At 59.4% G+C, this 22,310-nt stretch carries 20 protein-coding genes and 2 pseudogenes; 11 read left to right on the top strand and 11 right to left on the bottom strand.

What is annotated here, in order from left to right; genetic code table 11:
- Positions 1–1,375: 1,375 nt before the first annotated feature.
- A complete protein-coding gene (locus P3T18_RS05780; RefSeq protein ID WP_429298939.1) occupies positions 1,376–1,720 on the bottom strand; it encodes a response regulator in 345 nt (114 codons plus the stop codon).
- A gap of 261 nt (positions 1,721–1,981) precedes the next feature.
- On the opposite strand from P3T18_RS05780, the gene P3T18_RS05775 reads away from it, so the two are divergent.
- The 3 genes from P3T18_RS05775 to P3T18_RS05765 all read left to right on the top strand — a co-directional run bounded on the left by P3T18_RS05775 (position 1,982) and on the right by P3T18_RS05765 (position 5,731).
- Positions 1,982–2,497, top strand: coding sequence for a hypothetical protein (locus tag P3T18_RS05775; RefSeq protein ID WP_429298938.1), 516 nt, complete (start codon positions 1,982–1,984; stop codon positions 2,495–2,497).
- Between the two features lie 378 nt (positions 2,498–2,875).
- On the top strand, positions 2,876–4,675 hold the full coding sequence (locus tag P3T18_RS05770; protein ID WP_429298937.1) for a RecQ family ATP-dependent DNA helicase: 1,800 nt from the start codon (positions 2,876–2,878) through the stop codon (positions 4,673–4,675).
- 573 nt (positions 4,676–5,248) lie between these two features.
- Complete coding sequence (locus tag P3T18_RS05765) at positions 5,249–5,731, top strand: phasin family protein (RefSeq protein ID WP_429298936.1); 483 nt, start codon at positions 5,249–5,251, stop codon at positions 5,729–5,731.
- Positions 5,732–6,295: 564 nt separating this feature from the next.
- Here P3T18_RS05765 and P3T18_RS05760 read toward each other — a convergent pair.
- The 3 genes from P3T18_RS05760 to P3T18_RS05750 all read right to left on the bottom strand — a co-directional run bounded on the left by P3T18_RS05760 (position 6,296) and on the right by P3T18_RS05750 (position 7,757).
- Positions 6,296–6,742, bottom strand: a complete 447-nt coding sequence (locus tag P3T18_RS05760; RefSeq protein WP_429298935.1) for a response regulator — start codon at positions 6,740–6,742, stop codon at positions 6,296–6,298.
- Between the two features lie 157 nt (positions 6,743–6,899).
- The gene (locus tag P3T18_RS05755; RefSeq protein WP_429298934.1) at positions 6,900–7,178 is read right to left on the bottom strand and encodes a GlsB/YeaQ/YmgE family stress response membrane protein; all 279 of its coding nucleotides are present in this window, start codon (positions 7,176–7,178) and stop codon (positions 6,900–6,902) included.
- 24 nt (positions 7,179–7,202) lie between these two features.
- Complete coding sequence (locus P3T18_RS05750; RefSeq protein WP_429298933.1) at positions 7,203–7,757, bottom strand: DUF4142 domain-containing protein; 555 nt, start codon at positions 7,755–7,757, stop codon at positions 7,203–7,205.
- A 500-nt stretch (positions 7,758–8,257) separates the two neighbouring features.
- Between P3T18_RS05750 and P3T18_RS05745 the strand changes: the two are divergent.
- Together P3T18_RS05745 and P3T18_RS05740 are read left to right on the top strand one after the other, a co-directional pair.
- A pseudogene (locus P3T18_RS05745) lies at positions 8,258–8,594 on the top strand (manganese catalase family protein); the annotation flags it as partial.
- Positions 8,595–8,726: 132 nt separating this feature from the next.
- Entirely contained in the window at positions 8,727–8,984 is a 258-nt protein-coding gene (locus P3T18_RS05740; protein WP_429298932.1) for a hypothetical protein, read from the top strand.
- A gap of 75 nt (positions 8,985–9,059) precedes the next feature.
- Here the strand turns inward: P3T18_RS05740 and P3T18_RS05735 are convergent, their stop codons facing one another.
- The 4 genes from P3T18_RS05735 to P3T18_RS05720 all read right to left on the bottom strand — a co-directional run bounded on the left by P3T18_RS05735 (position 9,060) and on the right by P3T18_RS05720 (position 12,985).
- Positions 9,060–10,610, bottom strand: a complete 1,551-nt coding sequence (locus tag P3T18_RS05735) for an ATP-binding protein (RefSeq protein ID WP_429298931.1) — start codon at positions 10,608–10,610, stop codon at positions 9,060–9,062.
- Positions 10,611–10,698: 88 nt separating this feature from the next.
- Positions 10,699–11,037: a response regulator gene (locus P3T18_RS05730; RefSeq protein ID WP_429298930.1), complete on the bottom strand. Its 339-nt coding sequence runs from the start codon at positions 11,035–11,037 to the stop codon at positions 10,699–10,701.
- A gap of 130 nt (positions 11,038–11,167) precedes the next feature.
- Entirely contained in the window at positions 11,168–11,524 is a 357-nt protein-coding gene (locus P3T18_RS05725) for a response regulator (protein ID WP_429298929.1), read from the bottom strand.
- A gap of 12 nt (positions 11,525–11,536) precedes the next feature.
- Complete coding sequence (locus P3T18_RS05720) at positions 11,537–12,985, bottom strand: RAD55 family ATPase (RefSeq protein WP_429298928.1); 1,449 nt, start codon at positions 12,983–12,985, stop codon at positions 11,537–11,539.
- A gap of 337 nt (positions 12,986–13,322) precedes the next feature.
- Here P3T18_RS05720 and P3T18_RS05715 point away from each other — a divergent pair, with 337 nt between their 5' ends.
- The 3 genes from P3T18_RS05715 to P3T18_RS05705 all read left to right on the top strand — a co-directional run bounded on the left by P3T18_RS05715 (position 13,323) and on the right by P3T18_RS05705 (position 16,327).
- Positions 13,323–14,861 carry a PAS domain S-box protein gene (locus P3T18_RS05715; RefSeq protein ID WP_429298927.1) on the top strand — a complete coding sequence of 513 codons (1,539 nt, stop codon included), beginning with the start codon at positions 13,323–13,325 and terminating at the stop codon, positions 14,859–14,861.
- An 84-nt stretch (positions 14,862–14,945) separates the two neighbouring features.
- Positions 14,946–15,611, top strand: a complete 666-nt coding sequence (locus P3T18_RS05710; RefSeq protein ID WP_429298926.1) for an HAD family hydrolase — start codon at positions 14,946–14,948, stop codon at positions 15,609–15,611.
- A 470-nt stretch (positions 15,612–16,081) separates the two neighbouring features.
- On the top strand, positions 16,082–16,327 hold the full coding sequence (locus P3T18_RS05705; RefSeq protein WP_429298925.1) for an RNA chaperone Hfq: 246 nt from the start codon (positions 16,082–16,084) through the stop codon (positions 16,325–16,327).
- Positions 16,328–16,676: 349 nt separating this feature from the next.
- Here P3T18_RS05705 and P3T18_RS05700 read toward each other — a convergent pair.
- Positions 16,677–17,120: pseudogene (locus P3T18_RS05700) on the bottom strand (low affinity iron permease family protein); the annotation flags it as partial.
- A 421-nt stretch (positions 17,121–17,541) separates the two neighbouring features.
- Here P3T18_RS05700 and P3T18_RS05695 point away from each other — a divergent pair.
- The gene (locus P3T18_RS05695; protein WP_429298924.1) at positions 17,542–18,024 is read left to right on the top strand and encodes a hypothetical protein; all 483 of its coding nucleotides are present in this window, start codon (positions 17,542–17,544) and stop codon (positions 18,022–18,024) included.
- Positions 18,025–18,241: 217 nt separating this feature from the next.
- Here P3T18_RS05695 and P3T18_RS05690 read toward each other — a convergent pair whose 3' ends face one another.
- A complete protein-coding gene (locus tag P3T18_RS05690) occupies positions 18,242–18,643 on the bottom strand; it encodes a hypothetical protein (protein WP_429298923.1) in 402 nt (133 codons plus the stop codon).
- Positions 18,644–18,887: 244 nt separating this feature from the next.
- On the opposite strand from P3T18_RS05690, the gene P3T18_RS05685 reads away from it, so the two are divergent.
- Positions 18,888–19,328, top strand: coding sequence for an Hsp20/alpha crystallin family protein (locus P3T18_RS05685; protein WP_429298922.1), 441 nt, complete (start codon positions 18,888–18,890; stop codon positions 19,326–19,328).
- Between the two features lie 23 nt (positions 19,329–19,351).
- Positions 19,352–19,759, top strand: coding sequence for an Hsp20/alpha crystallin family protein (locus P3T18_RS05680; RefSeq protein WP_429298921.1), 408 nt, complete (start codon positions 19,352–19,354; stop codon positions 19,757–19,759).
- Positions 19,760–19,982: 223 nt separating this feature from the next.
- On the opposite strand, the gene P3T18_RS05675 is transcribed toward P3T18_RS05680, so the two are convergent.
- The gene (locus tag P3T18_RS05675) at positions 19,983–21,152 is read right to left on the bottom strand and encodes a zinc-dependent alcohol dehydrogenase (RefSeq protein ID WP_429298920.1); all 1,170 of its coding nucleotides are present in this window, start codon (positions 21,150–21,152) and stop codon (positions 19,983–19,985) included.
- Positions 21,153–22,310: the final 1,158 nt, after the last annotated feature.

The raw sequence follows: 22,310 nt of genomic DNA, 5'->3' as shown, positions 1-22,310 counted from the left end.
TGTGTGGAGCGGGGCGCTGGCCCAGGCGGCGTATCTGGTATGAGCAAGGGATATGCCTCGCAAACGTCGATCACGCCACCATTCGCGCGGATCAATACGGATACGGGTAACACAGCCGGCAACAGCGATTAGCCATTCAATTTACTGGCTTACAGGAAAAATCTGCTCGTCCTAGGCTATCTGTCTCAGCCGTGAAATCAACGACACATGTCGATGCGAAGCGAGGGACCGGATGTCGTACGGGGCAACTGGCTGCCGTGCGGAGGCGCATCTCGCGAAATTTCGTATCGAGGTTGCCGCGAAGGCCACGACGCGTGCCAAAAAACTGCCTATGACAGACAGCCGTTGTCCGGGAGCTTTCGATAGTCTTTCAGGGCGACGTTGTTCGCAGGATGAATCTCACGGGAGTGGTCGACGAGGCACATGATGCGGGCTTTGTCCTCGGCGATCAGACGAACGACGAACTCATGGTTATCGTGCTCGCGAGGCGGCGCCGTGCAACACTGAGCACGGTGCAAAGGCGCACCATATGCTCTGGGTCAGGTCGCAGCCTCATTCGTTGCAGGACATTTTCCAGCGAACCGTTCTGATGGTTTAGCACGTTTTCTCGGTGGGTCCATCTGTCAAGCTTTTCTCGGCGCGTTTTACTATCATCGCTGGCACGCGTCGATAGCCGATGTCATAACCGACGCGTATGTTGTTGATGGCAGCTATTGCTCGGACGCCAAAGCGGAGCGCGAAGGAACGAAGGGACTTAACAACCCGCCGGGCTACATCACGGTCTGGTAAGTTGGGCAATTGTGGTGATCTAAAACCATAATCCTGCCATCGGTCACATGACGTGTGCATTCGTGCGAATGGCGGGCGTGTCGTCCTGTGTCATCGTGACGTTGCCTGACATTACCTGAACAACGGCGACGAGCCAGGTCTATTTCAGTACGGCTGCTGACGTGCAACCTGTATTTCGAAGGGGACGTAATCATGCAGTTTTTGCCGAATCCGCCGTTCGACGATTATGCTGCGCCAGTAAGGGTGGATAGCCAGATTGCCGCTGCGCGCTGGTCGCCCTGAAACGCCGCTCCTAACGGGTCGCGGCCGGTCACGAATGGAGTCGCAGGTCCGGTATGCTGACCTGCAGAGCGGACGTAACACCTGTCGCCCGTCTTACTGAGCGGCCGTCCGTCTGCGGCATGACGTCGGGTAGCGCACATCCATGAGTAGCCTTTCCACCGCGAGCGCCAAGCCACAGGCAATCGAGACATTTGCACTGCCGCAGCGATAGGGCGATCAATCACGAAGCAAGCGGCACTGACGTTGGGCCTGCAGCCTGATCTCCCCCTGGCATGCCGGGGATAGTATCGACCACACTTCCGGATCAAGACGTTAGCAGCTCTTCGAGGCGATCAAATTGCAAAGGCTTTAGCACATAACCGTTGAAGTCGCCCAGGCTAACGGTTTGTTCCAGCCCGACGAACCCCGTCATTGCGACAATGTGCGCGTTTTTTGAACGTCCTTCAAGCCTGATTTCCGCACACACAACCCGGCCGTCGCGGTCACCGAGCTGAAGGTCAAGGAGTATGAGATCAAAAACCGTCGCGCGTGCCAGTGAAACCGCAGTATGTCCATCATATGCCACGGAAGCCTCGTGACCCAGCGACGTTGCAAGAAGGGTCAATGCATCTGCGGCGTCTACGTCGTCGTCCACGAATAAGACGTTCAAGAAATGTCTCCTCTGCCTGGGCTAAGAGCCCTATTTTAGACACAAGACTCGCCCCCTTGGATTCGCCGATATATATAGCTGCCTGGAGTGCAACGAGACGCGTCTTCCAACGCCTGTTTGCTGAGAATCGCGAGCCCGGAGGATGGGGCATCATTCACCGGGAGCTTTGCCTGCCACCCTCTACGCCTGGCGGGCGGTCGGTCCGTGATCGACCGTTCTTTGCAGCAGATGCGGGGACCATTGTAATCACGGGGAATCTTCATGTCCAAACGCGCAGCGTACCCATCTTTCCGAATTGCCGAGCGCGCGGTGATCAGTCTTTATGACGGCGGAGTCCTGTCACCCGCGGTGCACGAACGAGTGATTGGCGCGTTCGTGCCGGCCGGTGTCGACTGGAGGAGCACGCCGAAGTTGCGTTCCGTTGACGACCGTTCGCTCCACGAAATTGTCGTGTCGACGATGCTCCCCGGTGCCTCGCCGGATTCAATGCTAGATTCGTTCCTTGCCGTTGTGACGCAACTCAGCGGGACCGCTGAACGCGATATGCGTGACCAACGCGCTGTGGCGGGCGGAGTTGCAGATGACGACGATAACGAACTTCTGGCCCAGTTGTCCGGCAACGCAAAGCCGCGAGCGTGTCGGCAAGCGAAGGAGGCGTCTGCCAGACGCACCGTGACGTCCCCGGCGTTCAATCCATTCCTGAACGCCGCGCTGCCCCGGAAAAAACGACACTGCTGCTGTAGCCGCAGCCCAGCAGGTATTGCCCGACAGCGATAAGGTCGACGTTGAGGAATGCGACTGACCGTGAACCCGTCAAGCGCCGATCGGCGCCTGACGGGACGCGCAGCGACTCTACACCGCGGTCTGCCAGTATTGATCTGAACGACGCGATGGGTGCGCGGACCGTCGGCACATCGGCTACGTACGTTCCTGTCAGCCGAGCAGAAATGAAGCGTCTGCCGGCAATAGCCGACTGGTCGGCCGTAAAGGCAAAACCGGACCGGCAACGGCGGGGCCGGTACGGCCTTCGCTGTGCGCCCATGTTGCAGCACACCTGCGGCATGGCGGTTGCTTTTGAGACGGCACGGTCGTCCACAGTCCTCAACACGAAGCTGTGCTCGACTCAACTCACTCCTTCTTCCGTTTCTGCAACGTATGACCGTCGACCAGCGAATTCGAAGCATGCGCAAGACCATGCGTGATATGTTCGGCATCACGCGACTGCGCGCCGGGCAGGAAGATATCATTCGCAGTGTCCTCGCTCGGCACGACACGCTAGCCACGATGCCTACCGGCGCGGGCAAGTCGCTCTGTTATCAGCTACCGGCCTTGCATCTCGACGGGACGACACTGGTTGTGTCGCCGCTGATCGCATTGATGAAAGACCAAGCGGACAAACTTCTCGCCGCCGGCATCGACTGTACGCTGGTCAACAGCACACTGCGCAGCCGCGCGGAACGCGCGGCGCTGCAACGCGTCGCGGCGGGCGAGGCCGGTATTGTTTTCGTCACCCCGGAACGCCTCGCCCAAGCAACGTTTCTCGACATACTGCGCTCGCATGGGGAGCACCGTGTCGGGCTTGTGGTGGTGGACGAGGCGCATTGTGTCTCGCAATGGGGACATGATTTCCGCCCCGCTTTCCTCGAAATCGGCAGCGCGGTGAAGTTGCTTGGACAGCCTCCCGTGCTGGCCCTGACCGCGACGGCGACTGCTCACGTCCTTGACGACATCATCCGTTCGCTGGGTCTGCGGGAGCCTCGCGTAGTCCGCACCGGCACGCTGCGCGACAATCTTCGCTACCGTGTCGCCCAGGTCAGTACTGCTGGCGGCAGGGACGGCAAAAAGCGCGCGACCGAAATCAAGCGTGAACAACTGCGGGAGCTGATAGCGTCGCTGGTCGGCACCGGCATCGTGTATGCCGCGACGATTGCGGACGTCGAGCGCATTTATGGCTGGCTTGTCGAGGCAGGTGAGTCGGTGTCGCGCTATCACGGGCGCCTCTCTCCAGCCGCGCGTGAGCAGTCGCAGGAGGAATTCATGTCCGGTGCGACCCGTTTGATGGTCGCCACCAACGCGTTCGGAATGGGGATCGACAAGGCGGACATCCGATTCGTTATTCACTATCAGATGCCGGGCAGCCTGGACGCCTACTACCAGGAGACGGGGCGCGCCGGTCGCGACGGCAAACCAGCTGATTGCGTGCTGCTGTTCGATCTGAATGACAGGCGTATCCAGCAGTTCTTTCAGGCTGGCCGCTATCCCACCCTTGAGCTCGCACAACGCGTTTACAGGGTTCTCGAGACGCAGTGCGACACGAACGTCCAGGGCGTAACACTCGCGGCTCTCAGGCCACACCTTTCCGATGTCGGAAGCGGCAAACTGGAGGTCGCATTGACGATGCTGGTTGACGCGCATCTTGCAGGACGGGACCGCCAGCGGCGGTACCGGTTGCTTGGACGGACTGCGGTCGCCGGGCCGACAGCCGTCTCGGACAAGGCCTACGAGCAGGTGGAGAAGGCCGCTGCGCGGTTTGAGGGGATGAGTGCGCACGACAGGGAAACACTGCAACAGATGATCGATTATGCGCAAACCGGCGGTTGTCGCTGGCGCGCGATCCTGGATTACTACGGCGACACACCGGAAATGGAACGCTGCGGCGTGTGCGACAACTGCCTGCACCCGCCGCGGATCACTCTCGAGCGCGATAACAGACCGGACGACGACATCAACGTCACAGCGTTTGACGCGCCGGGTCGCCATTGCGTGGGTGCGCGCGCGCCGAAAACGCCGGAGCCGCACCGATGGTCGGCCGGCGACCCGGTGGTGGTGCCGCGCTACGGCGCGGGGGAAATTGCACTGGCAAACGGCGAACAGGTAGCCGTAATTTTCCCCGACGGCCGCACCCGGAATTTCATGTCGAGCTACGTGCGATCGCCGCGGCGCAGTCAGAAATAGCGATACCTGATCGGGTCATGTGCTCCTGTTGTTCAAGACATCACGCCGTGGCTCCCCTCGACGGGGTCGGCGACGAGGTCCTGAAACTTTACGGCACGCGACTGGACGAACCGCTGGAACTGTTCTTTTTCCCGATCATCCAGAACCCTCGGTCAAAATCCAGGCTTCTTTTGCAATGGCGCCCGTCTGGCCATTCAGACGGCAGTAGACGACACGATGGCTGTGCCAGCGCGATTAGGTTGTCTGTCAGGTCGGTGGCTACACCCCGCATCAGCTCGCAGACAATTCTTGTAATGCTCTCGGATCGTCATTCGCATACACCTTGTTGCGTGTGGGCATGTAATTCCGCTTGCAGTGAATGCAGTGCCAGGCATGCGGCATGCGCCAGCAGCGATGGAGATGATTTTTACGGGCATTTCTCCGTGCCCATTCGCCCCAATGCACACCCTTCGCCTGCGCGGGTATGTAGTGCATAGGTCTGCATCGCCGCGCGGTTTCTTTACGGGTAGCGGTGGCGAACCGGCTGGCATATTCTCGCAGGCACGAGCTAAGCAATCACAGACGGAGTTCCTGATGGATTCAACCCTCGACTCAATCCCGACTCGCCCGAACTACACTTCAATCGACGTCGCCCACAAGTGCATCAGTGAGGCCTTTGCCGGTTTGGAGGCGCTCGTCCAACTGAACATCCAGACCGTGAAGACGACGTTATCAGAGCAGCAAGCACTGGTGCATGCTGCTCTTTCCGCACAAACACTTTCAGAAGTCATCGATCTTCAGACGCGACAGCTTCCGGCCGCGACTACGAAGACTTTCGCGTACTGGCGGCATGTGGAAGACATTGCTGCTCAAACCGGAAGCAACACCTTTTCGGTAATGCACGAGCAGGCCGGAAGTCCGCTTCACTCGGCACCCACAAGCCTACACGTTGCGAATGGCCGGCTTGATGCGTGGGACCGATCGAGCTCAAGCCAGCCATCCGGTTCGCAAGCGGCTGCCGGCAACGCGACGGCCCCGGCAATCGTGGACAGCGCTGGCAACCCTGTGGCGTCCTGAGGCGTTGCTCGAAACGGCGCGCGTCTAATTGCGCGCGCCCTGTCGCTGCTGGACGTCACGTCCGCGAAGGAAAATGCAGGACGGAGCAAGGTTGCGCCAGCCCGTCGAGGCCCCGGCTGTTGACGCTGCTCAGATCCTGCGTCCCTGAAGGGACCACGTAGAGGGGAAGGGGCTCTGGAATGTACAGTTGACTCATTTGTCCAATGTCAGAGTTTTCGCGACCGTAGGTGAGGGGGGCAACTCGCGGCGGCGAAGCTGTACCCGGTCAGCGTGCGAGGTGCCGACACCCGCTGGTCACAGGCGATCAATGTCTGGATCGATCCGTATCGCCTGCGAGCCTTCGATCAGATGAGAATTTTTTGGGCGGCTTATACATTGCAGGAGGTGCTGGCAAGCAAGAGGCCAGAGTCTCGTGATCAAGCTGAGCTCCGGATTTCCAGACCGCTGCTGACCCGCACGCTCGCCAGTTAGCGAAATACGCTCGGGGCTGGGTTTGGCGCAATGCCTTACTGCCGTCGGTCGGGCCAGAAATCAAATTGGCGGAAATGTTTCACTGTTGCGCCGTTAGCGATTCCCAGCCAGGCGCAGTATCCATGCTTCGACTAGCAGGAATTCGTCTGGTTTCCGGAAGATTGCATCGAACCCTACCGACGCCATCTCATCAATGTGATCGGTGGCATCAAAGGCGGTGTACGCGAGCACCGCGGCGTCCGCTGCCAAGCCCGTCCGGCGTAGGGTCGCTGCGACGCCAACACCGGAGAGGCCTGGCATCGCAATGTCAAGCACGATGCAATCTGGTGCCCACGTTCTCACCTCCCGCAGCGCGTCCGAGCCGTTATAGACGGCGCGCACGGTAAGCCCGCCCGCCGCAAGGTAGGCACACAGCCCGTCAGCGGATAATCGATTGTCGTCGACAACGAGCACGCGGAAGTGTGTCAAATTGCCGGGGTTGGCGGCCTTTGCCGCGAAGAGGGACCCAGCCGGTACTGGCTTGCGGTTGTAGTAGGTCATGAGGTGTCTGCCATACAGAGTCGGCCGTGACTGCGCAATCTGGGAACCCTGTACACAATGGTTCGACGTTCAAGCGAGCCTGCCGCGCCACGCGCTCGGACTGGCGGGCAGAGGGGGGCGAAGCCCCCGGACATGGCTTGGCAGGGCGTGCAATGGATCAGAGTGGGCCTCCGGCCCTGCCCCTTCCGATCAGCCGGACGATAGCCAGGAGGATGATCGCACCGAACAACGCAGTGAGGAGCGAGCCGATGATCCCACTCCCAAGATGAAGCCCGAGCACGCCGCCTAACCAGCCTCCGATAAAGGCCCCGACAATTCCTACAATGATGTCCACGACGATGCCGAACCCGCCACCGTCGACAATGCGGCCCGCGAGTGCGCCGGCGACACCGCCGATCACGAGCCAGAAAATAATTCCATGCGATACCGGATCCATATCATTCTCCCTAGAAAAATGCTCTCACTTGACGATGCCTTTCCTGGTGGCCAGTTGCTGGGCCATCTGGTAATGTTGCCTGATGGTCGGTAGCGCTTTTTGTGCTGCTTTTTTCAGATCGGCGTTCTGCCCGTCCGTAATCTCTTTCTCGAAAGCCGCGACTGCCTGATGGTGACCTTCCACACCGACCTTCGTTATGTAGGCCTTGTCGAACTCCGCACCCTTAAGATTCTTCAGCGAATCGATCACTGAGGCATCCGAATTGTCTTTTGGCACGACGACACCGTGCGGCGCTGCCATTTTCAGCTGGAGGGTCAGCTTCGTATGGTCGACCATCATGTGATACGCAAAGGCTTTCACGTCGTTATCCGTCGAGTTACTGCTCGCCAGTTTTGACGCATCGATCTCGGTCGAAGATGACATGGATGCAGCCTGTACGAAATCCTTATCCACTTGCGCCAGTGGATTCGCGGCTGTGGTCGACGCGGCCTGCGTCTGCGCGCTCGCGCCCGGAAAGAAAGCCGTTAATCCCGCTAGAACAGCGCTGAACGCCGTCAGTTTTTTCACGATGTCTGCCATCGTCAGGTTCCTCCATGTGGTGAGTGTCGGCGTCAGGATGCACATTGAAAAGCTGGGGCAAACGTCGGCCTCGCGATTGGGGGCGACTGGCAAAAAGACGGCCCGCAGTTGCGGGCCGCAACGAAAACCCCACAGTCCCCTGCGCCGGGGACCCGTACACCAGAGCAAGGCGTGTGCCGCATTACTGGACCGTTGGCGACGACAGAGGGATAGCGTCCTGGGTTCCTACAGTGCACCGGAGTCGGCCCGACGGGTGCCCAGGGAGAACATCAAAATATCAGGTGGGAAGGCGGGCACGTTGCTGCGGCGCGCCGACGACAGGTGTCGTTCAGTGCCTTCTGCGCGCACCACGATACGCCGGATCACTCGCTCCGAGACCCGAAGCCCGCGACATTCCGCGCAAGCGTTCGTCATCCTCCTCAGCCTGTAATCCGTCGAAACGATCCGGCCTGATATCTCTCCCGCGGGGCAGAGCGGCGTCGGGCGGAAACTCACCTTTTTCTCACCAGAAGTCATTTGAGAAGCACTGCATTCCATCCAGCCGCACTTCCCCAAGGCAAGCTCCCTGGCGTTCCAGAATTTACAAACATGTACTACAAAATGTCGGACGACGATGACGCGCCGCGCGGTCGGTGGAATGAGGGGCCGGGCTGAGGTTTCGTTGAGGACCCCCAACCTGCTGTAGATGGCGGCGATGGTCTGGCGAGCGTTCGAGTCTCCGGGCAGGATGTTTCGGTGCTCCGCGCGATGGCGTCGCGCACGGCTTCCGCGCTGGATACAGATTCCGTCGCCGGCGCCAACCTCGGCGCGGGTCGGCAAGCTGCGGTGGCGAAGTAGAGCAGCGGCAGCGGGCGGCGTAGGGCGGCTGACGATATCGCTGAGTGCACGGTCGCAGGCGCAGGAGGTCGTAGTGGCAACGCGCCTGCTCACTCAAGTATCAATGTTAAGCAACGAAGTCTGGAGATAGAAATGAACAGCGGGCCGTCTGATCAAGTGGAGCGTGCTGACGATCGTCGTGCGACGCTTGGCAATGGTGACGTCAAGGAAGAGTCCGACGGCATCATTCGGCAGCGTCCACACGGCAACATGGACGAGACCCTTGTGCCAAGGGGGAAGAGCTACCCTGAGCAGCAGCCGTATGTGCCGGAGCACGATGTCGTTGGTCCGGATTCAAGCCCGGACGCAAGCATCGAACATCCTCATGGAAAGGAGGATATCGGTCTCTGACAGAGTCGAGGCAGCTCTGCCGGCGGTCGGCCGCCGACTTCGGTTTCGCCGTGCAGTGCCCGCACCTACAGCCCGTTACAGAAGAGGAAGAGATACTGTGAAGGTCGCTCCGCAACCCGCCCCCTCGCTCTTCGCGGTGATAGTCCCTTCATGTCCGGCGACGATATGTTTTGCGAGCCACAGTCCGAGTCCCAGACCCCCGACTCGGCCACTGGACTGGGGGGCAATCTGCTGGAACCGGTCGAACAGAAGGGGGAGCGCCTCAGGTTCAATGCCCCGCCCGGTGTCGCGGACCGACAGTATCGCGCGATCTTCGAGGACAGTGACCAGCAGCTCGACGACGCCTGCGTCAGTGAATTTGATAGCGTTGGCCAGCAGGTTCCAGACGACCTGTTTCAACCTGCTTTCATCTCCCATGATACGGCAGGGTGCGATACTGCTGCTGACCAGATGAAGGCCTTTGCCCTGTGCGGTTTTGCGTACATCCTCTGCTACCAGCGCTGCGAGCGCGCCGAGATCCACCGGCTGGCGGTTCATCGACAGTTTTCCTGTCGCCAATGCCCCACTGTCGAGCAGATCGTCGACCATGTGTGCGAGCTGCCGCCCGTTGCGTCGGATGGCCTCGCCGGCCCTTGCGATGTGAGTAGGCTCTGTCGCGAGCTGAAGAAGTTCACCCCACGAAATTATTGCGTTCAAGGGGGAGCGGAGCTCGTGACTGACTGCGGCGACAAACTGGTCCACCGTTCGCGCAAGCGCTTCACTACGTTGCCTCGCCGAGCGTTCGTTCTGTACGAGGGCGTCCAGCTCCAGCTCGTGAACCTTGCGCGATGTGATGTCCAGGGTAATGCCCGCCACGGACCGGAGTGCGTTTCCTTGATCCGGGTATCCCAGCCCTTTAATGAGAATCCAGCGGGTTCCTACCGCGCCGACAACCTGCAGCTCCCGTTCATACGGGCAACTATCTGATTCCATCCATGGGAAGGTCGCCCCCTTCTGTTCAGGTCCAATGAGCAGGTGCGTGAGTTCGATATCGCTAGCGGCGCGAACACCCAGATCGCGCAGGCACTGATCATTGCATCGCACCTCTTCTGTATGCAGATCGATCTCCCACGCTCCCAGCCCGGCCAGATCCAGAGCACGTTCGAACTGGGAGTTCCCTGCGGCCCGCTGCGCGAGCAGTTGCTGATGAAGGCGGCCTCGTGCGTGATTGCATGCTCTCTTCCGGCCCTCGACTTCTTCAATAGCCGGACGGCCAGTGGCATCCTCATACCGCAGACAGACCAACGGCGCTGCCGTGTCTGTGCCGGAAATATGCGACGCTACTACCTGCCAGCAGTGCGCATTCTCGCGGGGGGACTCGTGAGTCGCGCAGTCCAGGCGGACGACCGGCGAGCGCCACGTCTTACCGTGCCGCAGATTGCCTGCAACGGAATCAATCAGGCTCAAGTGCGGTCCGGCCAACTCTGTCACGGCCGCCGGCATAGCCGGGGACTGGGCTCCGGCGCCGCCGAAACATGCGTGCCATGCTGCGTTCGCTAGTATCGGCTCAAATCGCTCGTCGAGGATCAGGTGAGGCTCCGCGAGGCGGAGGAACAGCTCGGCTGTTTCGGTCAGGCGCTTCTGCATGATGCCTCCGACGACCGCCGACTGAAGCGCAATATTCTTGCGCACGTTGCGTTAGCAGCTCCCGGCGGATAGAGGTGACCATCCATTGTTATCTCCGCCTGAGGGTTTCGATCGTATGGAGAAGCACCTCCAGCTGGGCGGGCTTCCGAATGACCGCGTCCCAAAGCCCTGGCGCGCTCGCGGTGGTCACACGCGCCGAACTGTGGAGGATTACAGGCAGGTCAGCCCAGTCAGGATTGCTCCTGATCGCTCGACATAGCTCCTCCCCGTTCATGCCAGGCATCATGAGATCAGTAATCACGAGATCGGGAGTCTGCCGCTGCAGCGACGCGATCGCATCCCGGCCATCGCTCGCCCGTTCGACGATAAAGCCCGAATACTCTAACGCGAAACTCCACGCTTCGAGCATTTCGGGTTCGTCATCCACTAGTAGTATCTGCCCCATAAATCGTCTGTGGCTAACTGGTCATCTGCTGCGAGGCATCGTTCATGCCCGGAGGCGGCGAATACGCTTCCGCAACGAGGCAGGGCCCGCATACCGGGTACTGCTGTGCCCGCTAACGGGCGTGATGCGCTACGAGACTGACGAGGATGGCGGGAGGGTAAGGTTTGCGAAGGATCGCGGTAAAAAGATGTCGATCCTCGGCCGTTACCGGGTCCGGTACCCCGCTGCAAAGGATGATTGGAACAGGGCGTACCTCATGCTCAAGCCTGAGTTGCCGAGCAAGCTCCAGGCCAGACATGATGGGCATCATGAGGTCAGTGATGATCAACGCTGGTCGCACCCGGCCCACCAGCTCTAACGCCTCCTTCCCGTGAGCAGCAGCGTGAACCGAGTGTCCTTCCCGCTCAAGCAGGAAGGACAGAAAATCGGTTACGAGGGATTCGTCATCGACCACAATCAGTGAAGCCATGGGCGACTCCGGCTAACAGTCCGCCGCGTCACGGCCATTTGCGTTCCGGTTCGCCTCTACGGGGACGGTGCTGATCACATGCAGCCCGGTTCCCGAGTCGGAGATTCCGACTTCTGCAACCGACGTGTCAAACAGACTGTCGCGCACCTTGAGAACCGACAGCGTGCGACGGATCACGCCACCGCTCATCGCATGTTGCATTCCGATCACGTTGTCGATCTGACTCAGTATTTCCGGTGATGGATTGGTGACCCATGGACCCGACAGTTCCTTCACCTCCCATGTACAGACGGTTGTTACGCCGAGGGAGCGGAGCTCATTGGTCAGGGCGGCGAAAAACTCGACCATCCGGTGCGGTTCTACCGACGCGCGTTCAAACCCGGCCAGCCCGTCAATGAAAAGTCGTTGCGCCCGCGTCTCGCGCACTGACCTGAGCAGGTCATACGCAAGTTTGTCCAATAGGTTTTCCGTGAGCGGTCGCCAGATGAGCGTCAGCGCGCCCGACCGCACGAGCGCCGGCAGATCGATGTCTAGCGCCCGCGCTTTGGCGCAGAGTCGTTCCGGCGTCTCATAGAATCCGAAATGAACCGCCGGCTGGGCGGTGGAGGCGAGCCGGAGAAATCCAATGCCGAAGGTAGTTTTACCGCTGCCCGCCGGACCCACTATAGCGGTGACCGAACTTCCGGGAATCCCGCCCTGAAGCCTCGCATCGAGTCCAGCTGTACCTGTACCAAGGCGATTGGTGCTGATGCGGTCTGACCCGGATGGCCTGGCCAATGCAGCCTCCAGCCGGGGAAAGATCTCAATACCGCGACCGCTGATCTCGTAGGTATGTGGACCGCCAAGCGCACTGCTACCGCGCGATTTCGCCACCCGGATCCGCCGCACCGTGCGGGAGGCAAACAGGCCTTCCTCGAGCTGGAGGACGCCGTCGACCATCGTGTGTTCCGGGCTGGAGTCATCGATTCTGGCGCTGGTCAGGAACAGGACCGTGCACCCGGTGAATGCCGCATGCCCTTGCAGTTCGGCAACAAACGTCTTGACGTCGAGGTTGGTCTGGCCGATCTCCCGGGCGTTAAGAAGGCCGTCCAGCACCAGCATGCTGGCACCAAGACGCACCAGTTCGCCGCGTAATGTCGCGACCAGTGCAGGAAGGCCTTCCTCCCGGAGCGTCTTGAAAAGGCTGATGTACGTGATCTCATGCCCGAGGAGGGCGGCGTCGTAAAAGTCGAGTGTGGAGAGGGACTGGAAAAGCCGGTCATGCGATTCGGCAAGAAGGGTAACGTACAGCACCTTGCGCCGCTCGCGCGCCTGTGCGAAGGCGATCTGGTTCGCGAGGATTGTTTTGCCCGCGCCGGGACGCCCCTGAAAAATGTACGACGACCCTGCCACCAGGCCGCCACCGCAGATGTCGTCGAGGCCGGGAACCTCGCTTTTTAGCCGCGTAAGCGTATTGTCCATTTTTGCCTGAGTCCATGATGATGGAGAATTGCGAACGAACGGGAGCGTGTGATTGCCGCCCAAGCATGGGCAGTCAGGCTCGCGACGGCCCCTCGGAAAACAAAAGTCTACCTGAAATGCTCCCGGGTAAGAACGGCCGGCCAGATGGCCTGCACTCCAGCGATTGATCTGGGCGTCAGTCAGGCTGGCGGACAATGTAGGCCGTCCTTCATCGTTCGTCGATTGCCCGCCACGGGCTGAGGAAAACAAGCGGCACGCCCCGTGCTTGAAAGCAGGCTTTCCGGTTACGGCTGGAAGTCTGTTTCCGCACCGCGCATTTTCTATTGTCGAATATCTTATGAACCAGCCATCAGACAGGACTCACGGACTGAGCGACGCCCAACGCTTTGAGCTGCTTGTTACAAGCGTGAAGGATTACGCAATCTATATGCTAAACCCCGCTGGCGTGGTTGTTAGCTGGAACACTGGCGCTCAAAGGTTCAAGGGTTACTCTGCCAAAGAAATTATCGGCCAGCATTTTTCCATCTTCTACACGGAGGAGGACCGCCTGGCCGGGGTAGCAGACCGCGCTCTCGCCACCGCTGCCGCGATTGGAAAGTTCGAGGCGGAAGGTTGGCGCGTCCGGAAGGATGGCGCGCGATTCTGGGCTCACGTGGTGATTGACGCCATCAGGGACCCGGACGGACACCTGGTCGGCTTCGCAAAGATCACGCGCGATATCACCGAGCGCAAGGAGGCAGCCGCTGCAATGGAGCGGGCGAATCTCGCGTTATTCCAGTCGCAGAAGCTCGAGGCCATCGGACAGTTGACCGGCGGTATTGCACACGACTTTGACAACCTCCTGGCCGTGGTATCAAACGGGCTCCAGGTGCTTTCGACGCAGTCGCGCACGCACCTCGACGCGAAAATGATCCAGAGCATGCAACGCGCGGTGGACAGGGGGGCTTCGCTCACCCAACAGTTGCTCTCGTTTGCCAGACAGCAGCCGCTCCGGGAGGAGCGTTACGATGTCAACACGCTTATCCGCGATTTTGAGCCGATGCTGCGTCGGGCCGTGGACCGAAGCGTAGCGATCGAACTTCAACTCGGCCAGGATGAGATGAACGTGCTGGTCGACGGGCCGCGTTTTGAGGCAGCACTTCTGAACCTTGTGGTCAACGCTCGGGACGCCCTCCCGGCGGGCGGCCAGATCCGCATCCGCTCGGAAGTCGTTGAATTGGGCAAAGGAGCGATCGGCACGCTGCAGGAAGGCCGGTATGCGCGTGTGTCGGTCAGTGATAATGGGCAAGGGATGCCCGCCGAGGTTGCAGGCCGTGCGCTGGAACCATTCTTCACCACAAAGGAGCCGGGAAAGGGTACAGGCCTTGGACTCAGTCAGGTCTACGGCTTTATCACCCAGTCGGGTGGTGAGATAGCCATTGCCAGTCAGGAAAATGTGGGCACCACCATTGATCTTTATCTTCCGCTCGTGATGACGGAATCAGCTGATGCGACTGATCACCACGCCGGACTTTCAAGTGAAACGCTTCTGCTGGTCGAAGATGAACCTGACCTTCTGCAGGCGGCGGCCGAAATGTTTCGCAGCATCGGATATGAGGTGCTAACGGCCAGCGACGCGACACAGGCGCTTCGGCTGCTCGCTGGGCGCGCCGACATCGATATTGTATTTAGCGACATCGTCCTGCCCGAAGGTATGAATGGCGTCCAGTTTGCACGTGAGGTAAAAAAACTTTATCCGTCGCTTCGGATCGTGCTGACTTCTGCCTATCCTCTCGCTACTTTACGTCGCGAGCACGGCGAAATTGCCGAGTTTGTATTCGTCCATAAACCGTATCGTCTTTCCGATGTCGCCAGAGCGATTCGCACGGTTCGTTAAAGTCGTTGCCCGCGACAATCGGGCGATGCGCAATTCCTTCAGGGGTTTATCGGTCGGGCGGTAGACAACCTTACAGAGGCTATCATGGACATCGCAGCCATATTTGATATCGACGGAACACTTGTCGATTCCGTAGACCTCCATGCGCTTGCGTGGCAGGAAGCATTTGCCCGATTTGGGCATGACGTTACGTTCAACCAGGCTCGGTCCCAGATTGGCAAAGGCGGCGACCAGCTGCTGCCCGTGTTTCTGACTGCCGCAGAGCGTGCCGACCACGGCGAAGAACTGGAAGCCTGGCGTGGCGCACGGTTCCGGTCTGAATATCTTCCTATGGTTCGCCCGTTCTCCGGCGTGCCCGAGCTGCTTCGGCGGTTACGGAGAGCTGGCATCTGGGTGGGGGTGGCCTCATCCGCGAAGCCTGCCGAGCTGGAGGCTTACCTCAAGGGTGCTGACATCGCCGACCTGGTGGACGAGCGCACTTCGGCGGACGATGCGAGCCGATCAAAACCCGCACCCGACATATTCGCCGTGGCTATCGACAAGCTCGGAGTGAAAGCAGCAAACTCGTTTGCCATCGGTGACACGCCGTACGATGCCCAGTCAGCAGGTCGGGCGGGTATCCGGACGATCGGCGTGCTGTGTGGGGGCTTTTCTGAGGATAGCCTGCGAGAGGGCGGATGTGTTGCAGTCTATCCGGGTCCGGCAGCATTGCTGGCCTGTTTTGAAAATTCGCTATTGTCGAAGAAGTGAAGCCGGTAAGGGCGATCACTCATGCAATCGGGCGAGGCCCTCTGCATTCATATGCGCGTTTCGCTCTCGTCATTTTCATCATTTTCGTCGGTCTCGCCGGGGGCAGTGTCCGGGTGGCGTTGAGCGTACGGCACTCCTGACGGTCGAAAGAGCGGCAGGCCGGGGGCATCCGTCCTCGGCTCCCGTAGCATCGCCGGCCTGATGCAAGCCGAGTGTCCGGTCCGACCCTTCGAAAATTGAAACTGCACGGTGGCCCGCCGCATGGATGTCGCGCTCTCGCGTTCTCGGAGTGTTGCTCGCACCTTGTTGCGGGGCCGGTGAGTTATGTTCGGGACCGAACATAATGTGCAGGGTTAAGCTTCCGGGAAGGTAATTCAGATAGGTAGTCTTGCTGTTGAGTAAGATTCCGCCGTCATGCGACGAACGCGATACGCGCCCGCTCGTTCGACTGTCATGCAAGGTTGATCCGTATGTCCGAAGTTCCACCCGACACCGATACCGACACCCAGACCCAGTTTCTGCGCCGAGCCGGCGGACGACTTGTGTGGATCTTTTTGATCAGTGGCATACGGCTGACGGGTAAGATCGTTTTTTCGGACCGCTACACCATTTTTCTGCAGTCGCCGCACGGCGTACTTGTGATATTCAAACACGCAATAGCGAGTGTCTCAGAGCCTCACGCTCCACTCTTCACGCCACGAAAGCGGTCAATTTAGCCGACCGACAGCATCTCACTATTTCAAACCCGCCCGTGCGAATTGAACGGTCACTCACGCGCCGGTCGGGACGAGGACCGATCGGCGCACGCGTCTTTGCTAATGGAGTGCTTGTACCGGCAACGCCCACCCCGGTCGCATACCGGATGGGGTTCGCGGGCTCGTCTTCGGCAGGTCGATCGAGGCAACCGACGAAGCTCCGGTGACATTCGTGGTATTCGCAAGATTGCAGGCCTCGCGTTGGGAAGGAGAGGGCACGTCCTTGCCTGAGGATGCCCCCAGCGGAGCGGCAGTACAATGCTCCAGGCTGCCTGAGCCACCCGGCAGCAGTTCTGGACAGGCTCGTTTGGCCGGCCTCTTTCACGAGCCTGAGGTATGCCGCTGCGATGCGGCGCAGGTCGTCCTCAGACGCGTCTTCGATCCCGATCAACTGGTTGCTCGCCGCACGGTTCGACGCAAGCAATTCGTTCAGTTTCAGGTGCAAGGCGACACTATCCTTGTTCTGGCTTTGCTGGATGAGAAAAACCATGAGAAAAGTAATGATCGTCGTGCCCGTGTTAATGACCAGTTGCCAGTTCTCCGAGAAGGCAAAAAGCGGCCCGCAGACGAGCCACGCAAGAACGGACATAACCGCAGCACCGAAAGCGATGGGTGACCCGGCCCAGCGGGTGACCGCAGCGGCAAACTTGTCAAACGCCATGGTAACCGGATGCCGCGACGCAAACGCCGGGCTAGAGGCGTCGGGGACGGAATCCAGGCGGTCGGTCGGCTGCCTGTTTCGCGGAACTTCCATAAGTCCTCCAGAGAGAAGTAAATGGCGTGCGATGTCACTTCACAGAACGCCGGCAATCTGCGGCCCATCAACTCGGCCGTAGCAATATTCGAGCCTGCTCAAAAATGTTGTCGGTGTCTCATTCCGCGTCGCGCATAGGTCCGGCGCCCAGTTTGGCGTGCAAATTTTGGTCTTCGGCCGGGTCGCATCAGATAACGGCGGTCCGCGAGACGCACAACGCGGGTGACCGGGTCGGTGCCTCTGCGGACGCTACGCAATGCCCGCAGGAGCGGTCTCTCAGAGAGGTTTCGCCAGCAGGGGCGGAACGAACCGTTGCGACACATAGAATTCTCCCCCTCAATTTCCGTCGGAAAACGCCGATAAGAGAGGCGACGTGACGTCGTCAACGACGTCCCGACAAACCGACAATCGAGGAAAACCTATGGATCAGGCAGGAATGCAAATAATCGAAGCAGGACCGCGAACGCTCGCAAGAAAATCATGGACCGCATACGTGAGCGTTGTCCTGTTCGCTTTCGTTGGGTTGCGAATCAGTTCGGCAGTTTTTGGCTGGTCGGCTCTTGCAGGGATCATTTTACTGGTTGCTATCACCGGCATTAGCGGCTACCGCATTTTGGAGATCCGCAATGTCGAACTGTATTGTGATGATGCGGGAGTGTGGCTTCATTCGGGTGTTTTGCCTTGGAACAAGGGGATCCGTGGCGTGAAGTGGCGTGACATCGAGGGTGCAGTGTTCTATCAGTCTATGGGAAGCTGGTTATTCAAGTCCTATAAGCTCCGGATTGCTCATCGGTTCACTCGCACCTCCGAGATTCTAGTCTCCGGCATGGGGCGGGGTAACGATGCCGTGGAGACTATCAATCGTCTCCATCAGCAGATGATCCAGAGCGGGTCCTTGAATTAACAGTGAACCCTACTGCAAATGCGACCGTCGTTGACTGTCAACGCCTTGCGGTAGGCGCCGTCGCTCAGGTAAGGGCGCGACGTTCGAAGCCGGCCAGACTTTGTCGAGGGACCGCACATCAGAACTGGCGCTCGAAAATCGTCGGGAAGAGTTGAGGTGCGGCCCGTCCGTTCTGCACTGGCTGCCGAATCCGGTCGCACCGATCACCTGCTCCCGCTCATGAAGGCGACGTTTGGCGTTCGAGAGGTGGCAGACCGGCGATTTTCTCGGCCAGCATTCTCTCGTAGGCGCCGAAGTGAAGATCGACTTCGTCCTGCGTGACCACCGTCACGATGATGCGCACCTGCCTTGGCAGCAACCCGAGCACGACCGCGATCGCCGCCTCAAGTTGCGACGCGCATAGCCGGTCATCCGCGAAGGTTGTGCCGACCGAAAGCTCGTACGTTTTCTCTTCGCGTACCGCCACGTCCACGAGGCGCGCCCGGGCGCTCATATTGTTCTCGATGGCAAGACGCATTACGTCTAGTCCCATGCGCATGCGCTCGGTCGGAAAACCTCTCGGCGAGCGCAGACGCACCCGATGTCTGCCAAGCGTCATCCAGTCTGAGTCGAAGTCCATTGTTATCTCCCGCAAACAGATTGACGCGGAGAGTAAGGTCGAAACCCGCATCTTTCAAGACGCAAAAATTTTTTCGCGGCACCCTTGAAATTCCTGTGGCAACGTCTATTTTTCATTTCGCTCCGGCAGCTGCGCGAGTCGATCGCCGCGCATTGCGTGTTTCGATTTGTTGTCCGCAGTGGATTGACGGATGGAGCGCATAGCCTGTCCGTCTCCTCCATCGCGCTTTTTCGAGGAAACGACCATGAGTGATCTCTACTTCACGACCGATCTGTTCAGTCAGCTCGATCGTCTGCATCAGCAGATGGCGGCGCTGTTCAGCGGAAATCCATCCAGCATCCGGACCGACCGTTTGTCGGCCTTCCCGCAGGTCAATATAGGGACGACGGATGACACCATCGAGATCGTCGCCTTTGCACCAGGCGTCGACCCGGCGCAACTGGACGTGTCCATCGACAAGGGGCTGTTGACCATTGCCGGTGAACGGCTAGCCGACGCTCGCGAGGCCGGTGAGGCGTCGCGACACTATGCGCGGGAACGATTCAGTGGCCAGTTCCGTCGGGTAATCGAGCTTCCCGAGCATGCGGATCCTGATCGCGTCGAGGCCCGTTACCTTAATGGCTGCCTGAGCATTACGGTTGGCAAGCGGGAGTCCTCGAAACCTCGGGCTATCACTGTCCAGTGACAGAGATTAACGGAGAGCTGATCATGAGCGACACGACTCAACTTACGCAAACCAAATTAGGGGCGGCGAACCGCACAGAGACGGCGCGGGCCGAAAAGCGCCTCGCAGTTAGTCCGGCCGTGGACGTTATTGAGGACACGCGCGGCGTGACGCTATGGGCCGATCTGCCGGGCGTGACGCGGGATCGCCTGGAAATCAGGGTGCTGGATGGCAACCTGCGCATCGAGGCCTCTGCGAGCGTCCCGACCCGGGAGGGACTTCGACTGTTGCATGCTGAGGTTCGCGCGCCGGATTTTGCGCGTTCATTCACACTCGGACCAGAGTTCGATACGGCGAAGATTGAGGCGAACCTTAAGGATGGTGTATTAAGGCTGCTGATCCCACGCCGCGAAGAGGCTCGGCCGCGACGCATTGAAGTGGCCGCAGGCTAGTCGCAAGTTGGTAAAAGGGGGGAGTCGATGTGCACAGCTCCCCCTGAAACCTGACTGGAACGGTTTTTAAGGCTCTTCTTACCTTGAATGGAAAAATGCAGCCGGTGCCCACATGCGATTACCCGGGCAAGCGCCAATGACTTTGCAGCCCTGACGCGTTTCCCGTCGCTTATCTAACGTGCGGCGCAGCGGAGGCCTCGACATTCAACGCTCGGGAGCTGCGTCAAGGTTTCAGCACGACTTTAATGCAGCCGTCTTCTTTGTCGCGAAAAGTCTTGTACATGCGAGGTCCATCTTCCAGTGACACCGTATGGGTAATTACGAAGGACGGATCGATCTGACCTTCCTCGATCCGCTTCAGCAGATCGTCAGTCCATCGATTGACATGGGTCTGGCCCATTTTCCAGGTGAGCCCCTTATTCATCGACGCGCCAAACGGGATCTTGTCAATTAGACCGCCATAGACCCCCGGCACCGACAGGGTCCCGGCCGGGCGGCAGACGTAGATCATTTCGCGAAGCACATGGGGACGGTCGGTCTCAAGCATCACCGCCTGTTTTACGCGGTCGTACACCGCATCGAAAGAGCGTGTTGCGTGCGACTCCATGCCGACGGCATCGATGCATTTTTCCGGCCCCTTTCCGTTAGTTAGCTCCTTGAGGCGGTCCAGCACACTTTCGTCGTCGAAGTTGATCGTGATTGCGCCACCAGCCCGCGCCATGGCGAGCCGCTCCGGAACACGGTCAATAACCACAACCTGTTTGGCCCCCAGCAGCACGGCGCTGCGGATTGCCATCTGGCCTACTGGGCCCGCTCCCCAGATCGCGACCGTATCGGATGGCTCGATGTCACAATTTACTGCGGCTTGCCAGCCCGTCGGAAAGATGTCGCCGAGAAAAAGGACCTGCTCGTCGGTAAGTCCATCGGGGATCTTTACGTGGGTGCTGTCGGCCATCGGCACGCGGACATATTCGGCCTGTCCGCCGGGATATCCGCCGGTTAGGTGCGAATAACCGAATAGCCCGGCGGTCGTGTGACCAAAAACCTTGTCGGCTTTTTCCCGGTTTCGGTTGCTGCGTTCGCATACGGAGAAATTGCCGCGCTTGCATTGCTCGCATTCGCCGCAAAAAATTGTAAAGGGCACCACGACACGGTCGCCCACTTTAAGCTTGGTATTTTCCTTGCCGACCTCGACCACTTCACCCATAAATTCGTGACCCATAATATCGCCGCTTTCCATGGTCGGCATGAATCCGTCGAAGAGATGCAGGTCTGATCCGCAGATTGCGCAGGTTGATACCTTGATGATCGCGTCGCGGCCTTCTTCGATAACTGGATCGGGGACCGTGTCGCATCGAATATCGTGCTTTCCATGCCAGCGAAGTGCTCTCATTTGACTCTCCTGAGTGGTGGCCAACCTGCGCATCAGGCGTGCAACCTGATGCTGCATCGGCCCCAAGGAGCGAGCAACGGCTGTACCAGCAGGCGAAGGCGCGGGGCGGCCGACGCTGTGACGACCGCCGCGATCTCGACGCTTCCTGCATACGGACGGCAACTACTTTCAGGCGCGGCATTCCAGGGGCTTGGGGAGGTGGCCTCTGGTGGCGTTGTCTGCCGCCGACCTATGTGCTTTACTCGCAAATCGGGAGAGGCACCTGCAGGAAATCTCGTATTCCCCTCACATTCAGGCGGAACTGGCGCCCTCAGTGCTTTCTCCGTTGAAATGGCCGAAGCCTCGCACTCGCCGGCATCCCGCTCGTACAATCTAATTGGTAATTCTCTTTCATGCGATTGATGCAACTCGAGATCGCGATGCGTCTTGTTTGCCGCCGCAATTGCATCCCGGTCGTTCGGCCTGTCTGGCTCGTTTGTCCACCTCTGTCAAAGACTCATGACACGCCCTGACGCATTCGCTAAACCGTTCATTGCCAACGGCGACGGTGTTCATATCGGAGTGAGTGGGGCCAACAGCACTTCTTTACTAAGGGCCACCCGAACGACCGCTGGCCTTTGCCTGATAGAGATCCAACAGAAAGTCATCCATCACGGCGTCCCAGACCGGGGTGCCGGGTGCGATGTCTTCCGGATTTTTTTTGCCCTGCGCCCGTCGGATCGCTCGCACGGCCTGCTCAATCGCGATCCCTTGGCTATACCGTGTCGGTAGCACGCCTAGGTAACGGTCCAACTGCCTGAGCCGCTTCTGAACGCCCGGCCGGCTTAGGTCATGCGCTACCAGTTTGCAGGCACATATACTCAGCAGACTTTTGGCAATGGGAGATTGCAGGTCTATTTGCCAGGCACGGGTAAACATGCTCGATAGAATGCGTAGATCCTGTAATCCGGGTGTGGGCAGAACGCTTTCGGCGACTCTCACAGACATATGGCCGATACTTATCCGTTCGAATACGGAGCAAAAATCGCGGCGCGCAGTTGTCCAGATTCGGATCGATTCGACAAGGTGATCGGTCCGTAGCCAATGGCGCGTGCGGGCACGCGCAAGGAGTTGCGCTGCGACGAGATAGCATAGTAGCTCAGCGCGAACCTCGTCGCC

Source organism: Paraburkholderia sp. GAS199 (assembly GCF_050436585.1).
Taxonomy (GTDB): Bacteria; Pseudomonadota; Gammaproteobacteria; order Burkholderiales; family Burkholderiaceae; genus Paraburkholderia.
The sequence above is the reverse complement of the archived record's forward strand: the minus strand, read 5'-3'. Positions and strand labels throughout refer to the sequence as shown.

Excerpts from the sequence above, each read along its gene's own strand:
- P3T18_RS05685 (WP_429298922.1), top strand. The coding sequence starts at position 18,888 with ATGAGTGATCTCTACTTCACGACCGATCTGTTCAGTCAGCTCGATCGT.
- P3T18_RS05770 (WP_429298937.1), top strand. The coding sequence starts at position 2,876 with ATGACCGTCGACCAGCGAATTCGAAGCATGCGCAAGACCATGCGTGAT.
- P3T18_RS05735 (WP_429298931.1), bottom strand. The coding sequence starts at position 10,610 with ATGCAGAAGCGCCTGACCGAAACAGCCGAGCTGTTCCTCCGCCTCGCG.
- P3T18_RS05715 (WP_429298927.1), top strand. The coding sequence starts at position 13,323 with ATGAACCAGCCATCAGACAGGACTCACGGACTGAGCGACGCCCAACGC.
- P3T18_RS05675 (WP_429298920.1), bottom strand. The coding sequence starts at position 21,152 with ATGAGAGCACTTCGCTGGCATGGAAAGCACGATATTCGATGCGACACG.
- P3T18_RS05765 (WP_429298936.1), top strand. The coding sequence starts at position 5,249 with ATGGATTCAACCCTCGACTCAATCCCGACTCGCCCGAACTACACTTCA.
- P3T18_RS05690 (WP_429298923.1), bottom strand. The coding sequence starts at position 18,643 with ATGGACTTCGACTCAGACTGGATGACGCTTGGCAGACATCGGGTGCGT.
- P3T18_RS05760 (WP_429298935.1), bottom strand. The coding sequence starts at position 6,742 with ATGACCTACTACAACCGCAAGCCAGTACCGGCTGGGTCCCTCTTCGCG.
- P3T18_RS05750 (WP_429298933.1), bottom strand. The coding sequence starts at position 7,757 with ATGGCAGACATCGTGAAAAAACTGACGGCGTTCAGCGCTGTTCTAGCG.
- P3T18_RS05705 (WP_429298925.1), top strand. The coding sequence starts at position 16,082 with ATGTCCGAAGTTCCACCCGACACCGATACCGACACCCAGACCCAGTTT.
- P3T18_RS05775 (WP_429298938.1), top strand. The coding sequence starts at position 1,982 with ATGTCCAAACGCGCAGCGTACCCATCTTTCCGAATTGCCGAGCGCGCG.
- P3T18_RS05710 (WP_429298926.1), top strand. The coding sequence starts at position 14,946 with ATGGACATCGCAGCCATATTTGATATCGACGGAACACTTGTCGATTCC.
- P3T18_RS05755 (WP_429298934.1), bottom strand. The coding sequence starts at position 7,178 with ATGGATCCGGTATCGCATGGAATTATTTTCTGGCTCGTGATCGGCGGT.
- P3T18_RS05695 (WP_429298924.1), top strand. The coding sequence starts at position 17,542 with ATGGATCAGGCAGGAATGCAAATAATCGAAGCAGGACCGCGAACGCTC.
- P3T18_RS05740 (WP_429298932.1), top strand. The coding sequence starts at position 8,727 with ATGAACAGCGGGCCGTCTGATCAAGTGGAGCGTGCTGACGATCGTCGT.
- P3T18_RS05725 (WP_429298929.1), bottom strand. The coding sequence starts at position 11,524 with ATGGCTTCACTGATTGTGGTCGATGACGAATCCCTCGTAACCGATTTT.
- P3T18_RS05680 (WP_429298921.1), top strand. The coding sequence starts at position 19,352 with ATGAGCGACACGACTCAACTTACGCAAACCAAATTAGGGGCGGCGAAC.
- P3T18_RS05720 (WP_429298928.1), bottom strand. The coding sequence starts at position 12,985 with ATGGACAATACGCTTACGCGGCTAAAAAGCGAGGTTCCCGGCCTCGAC.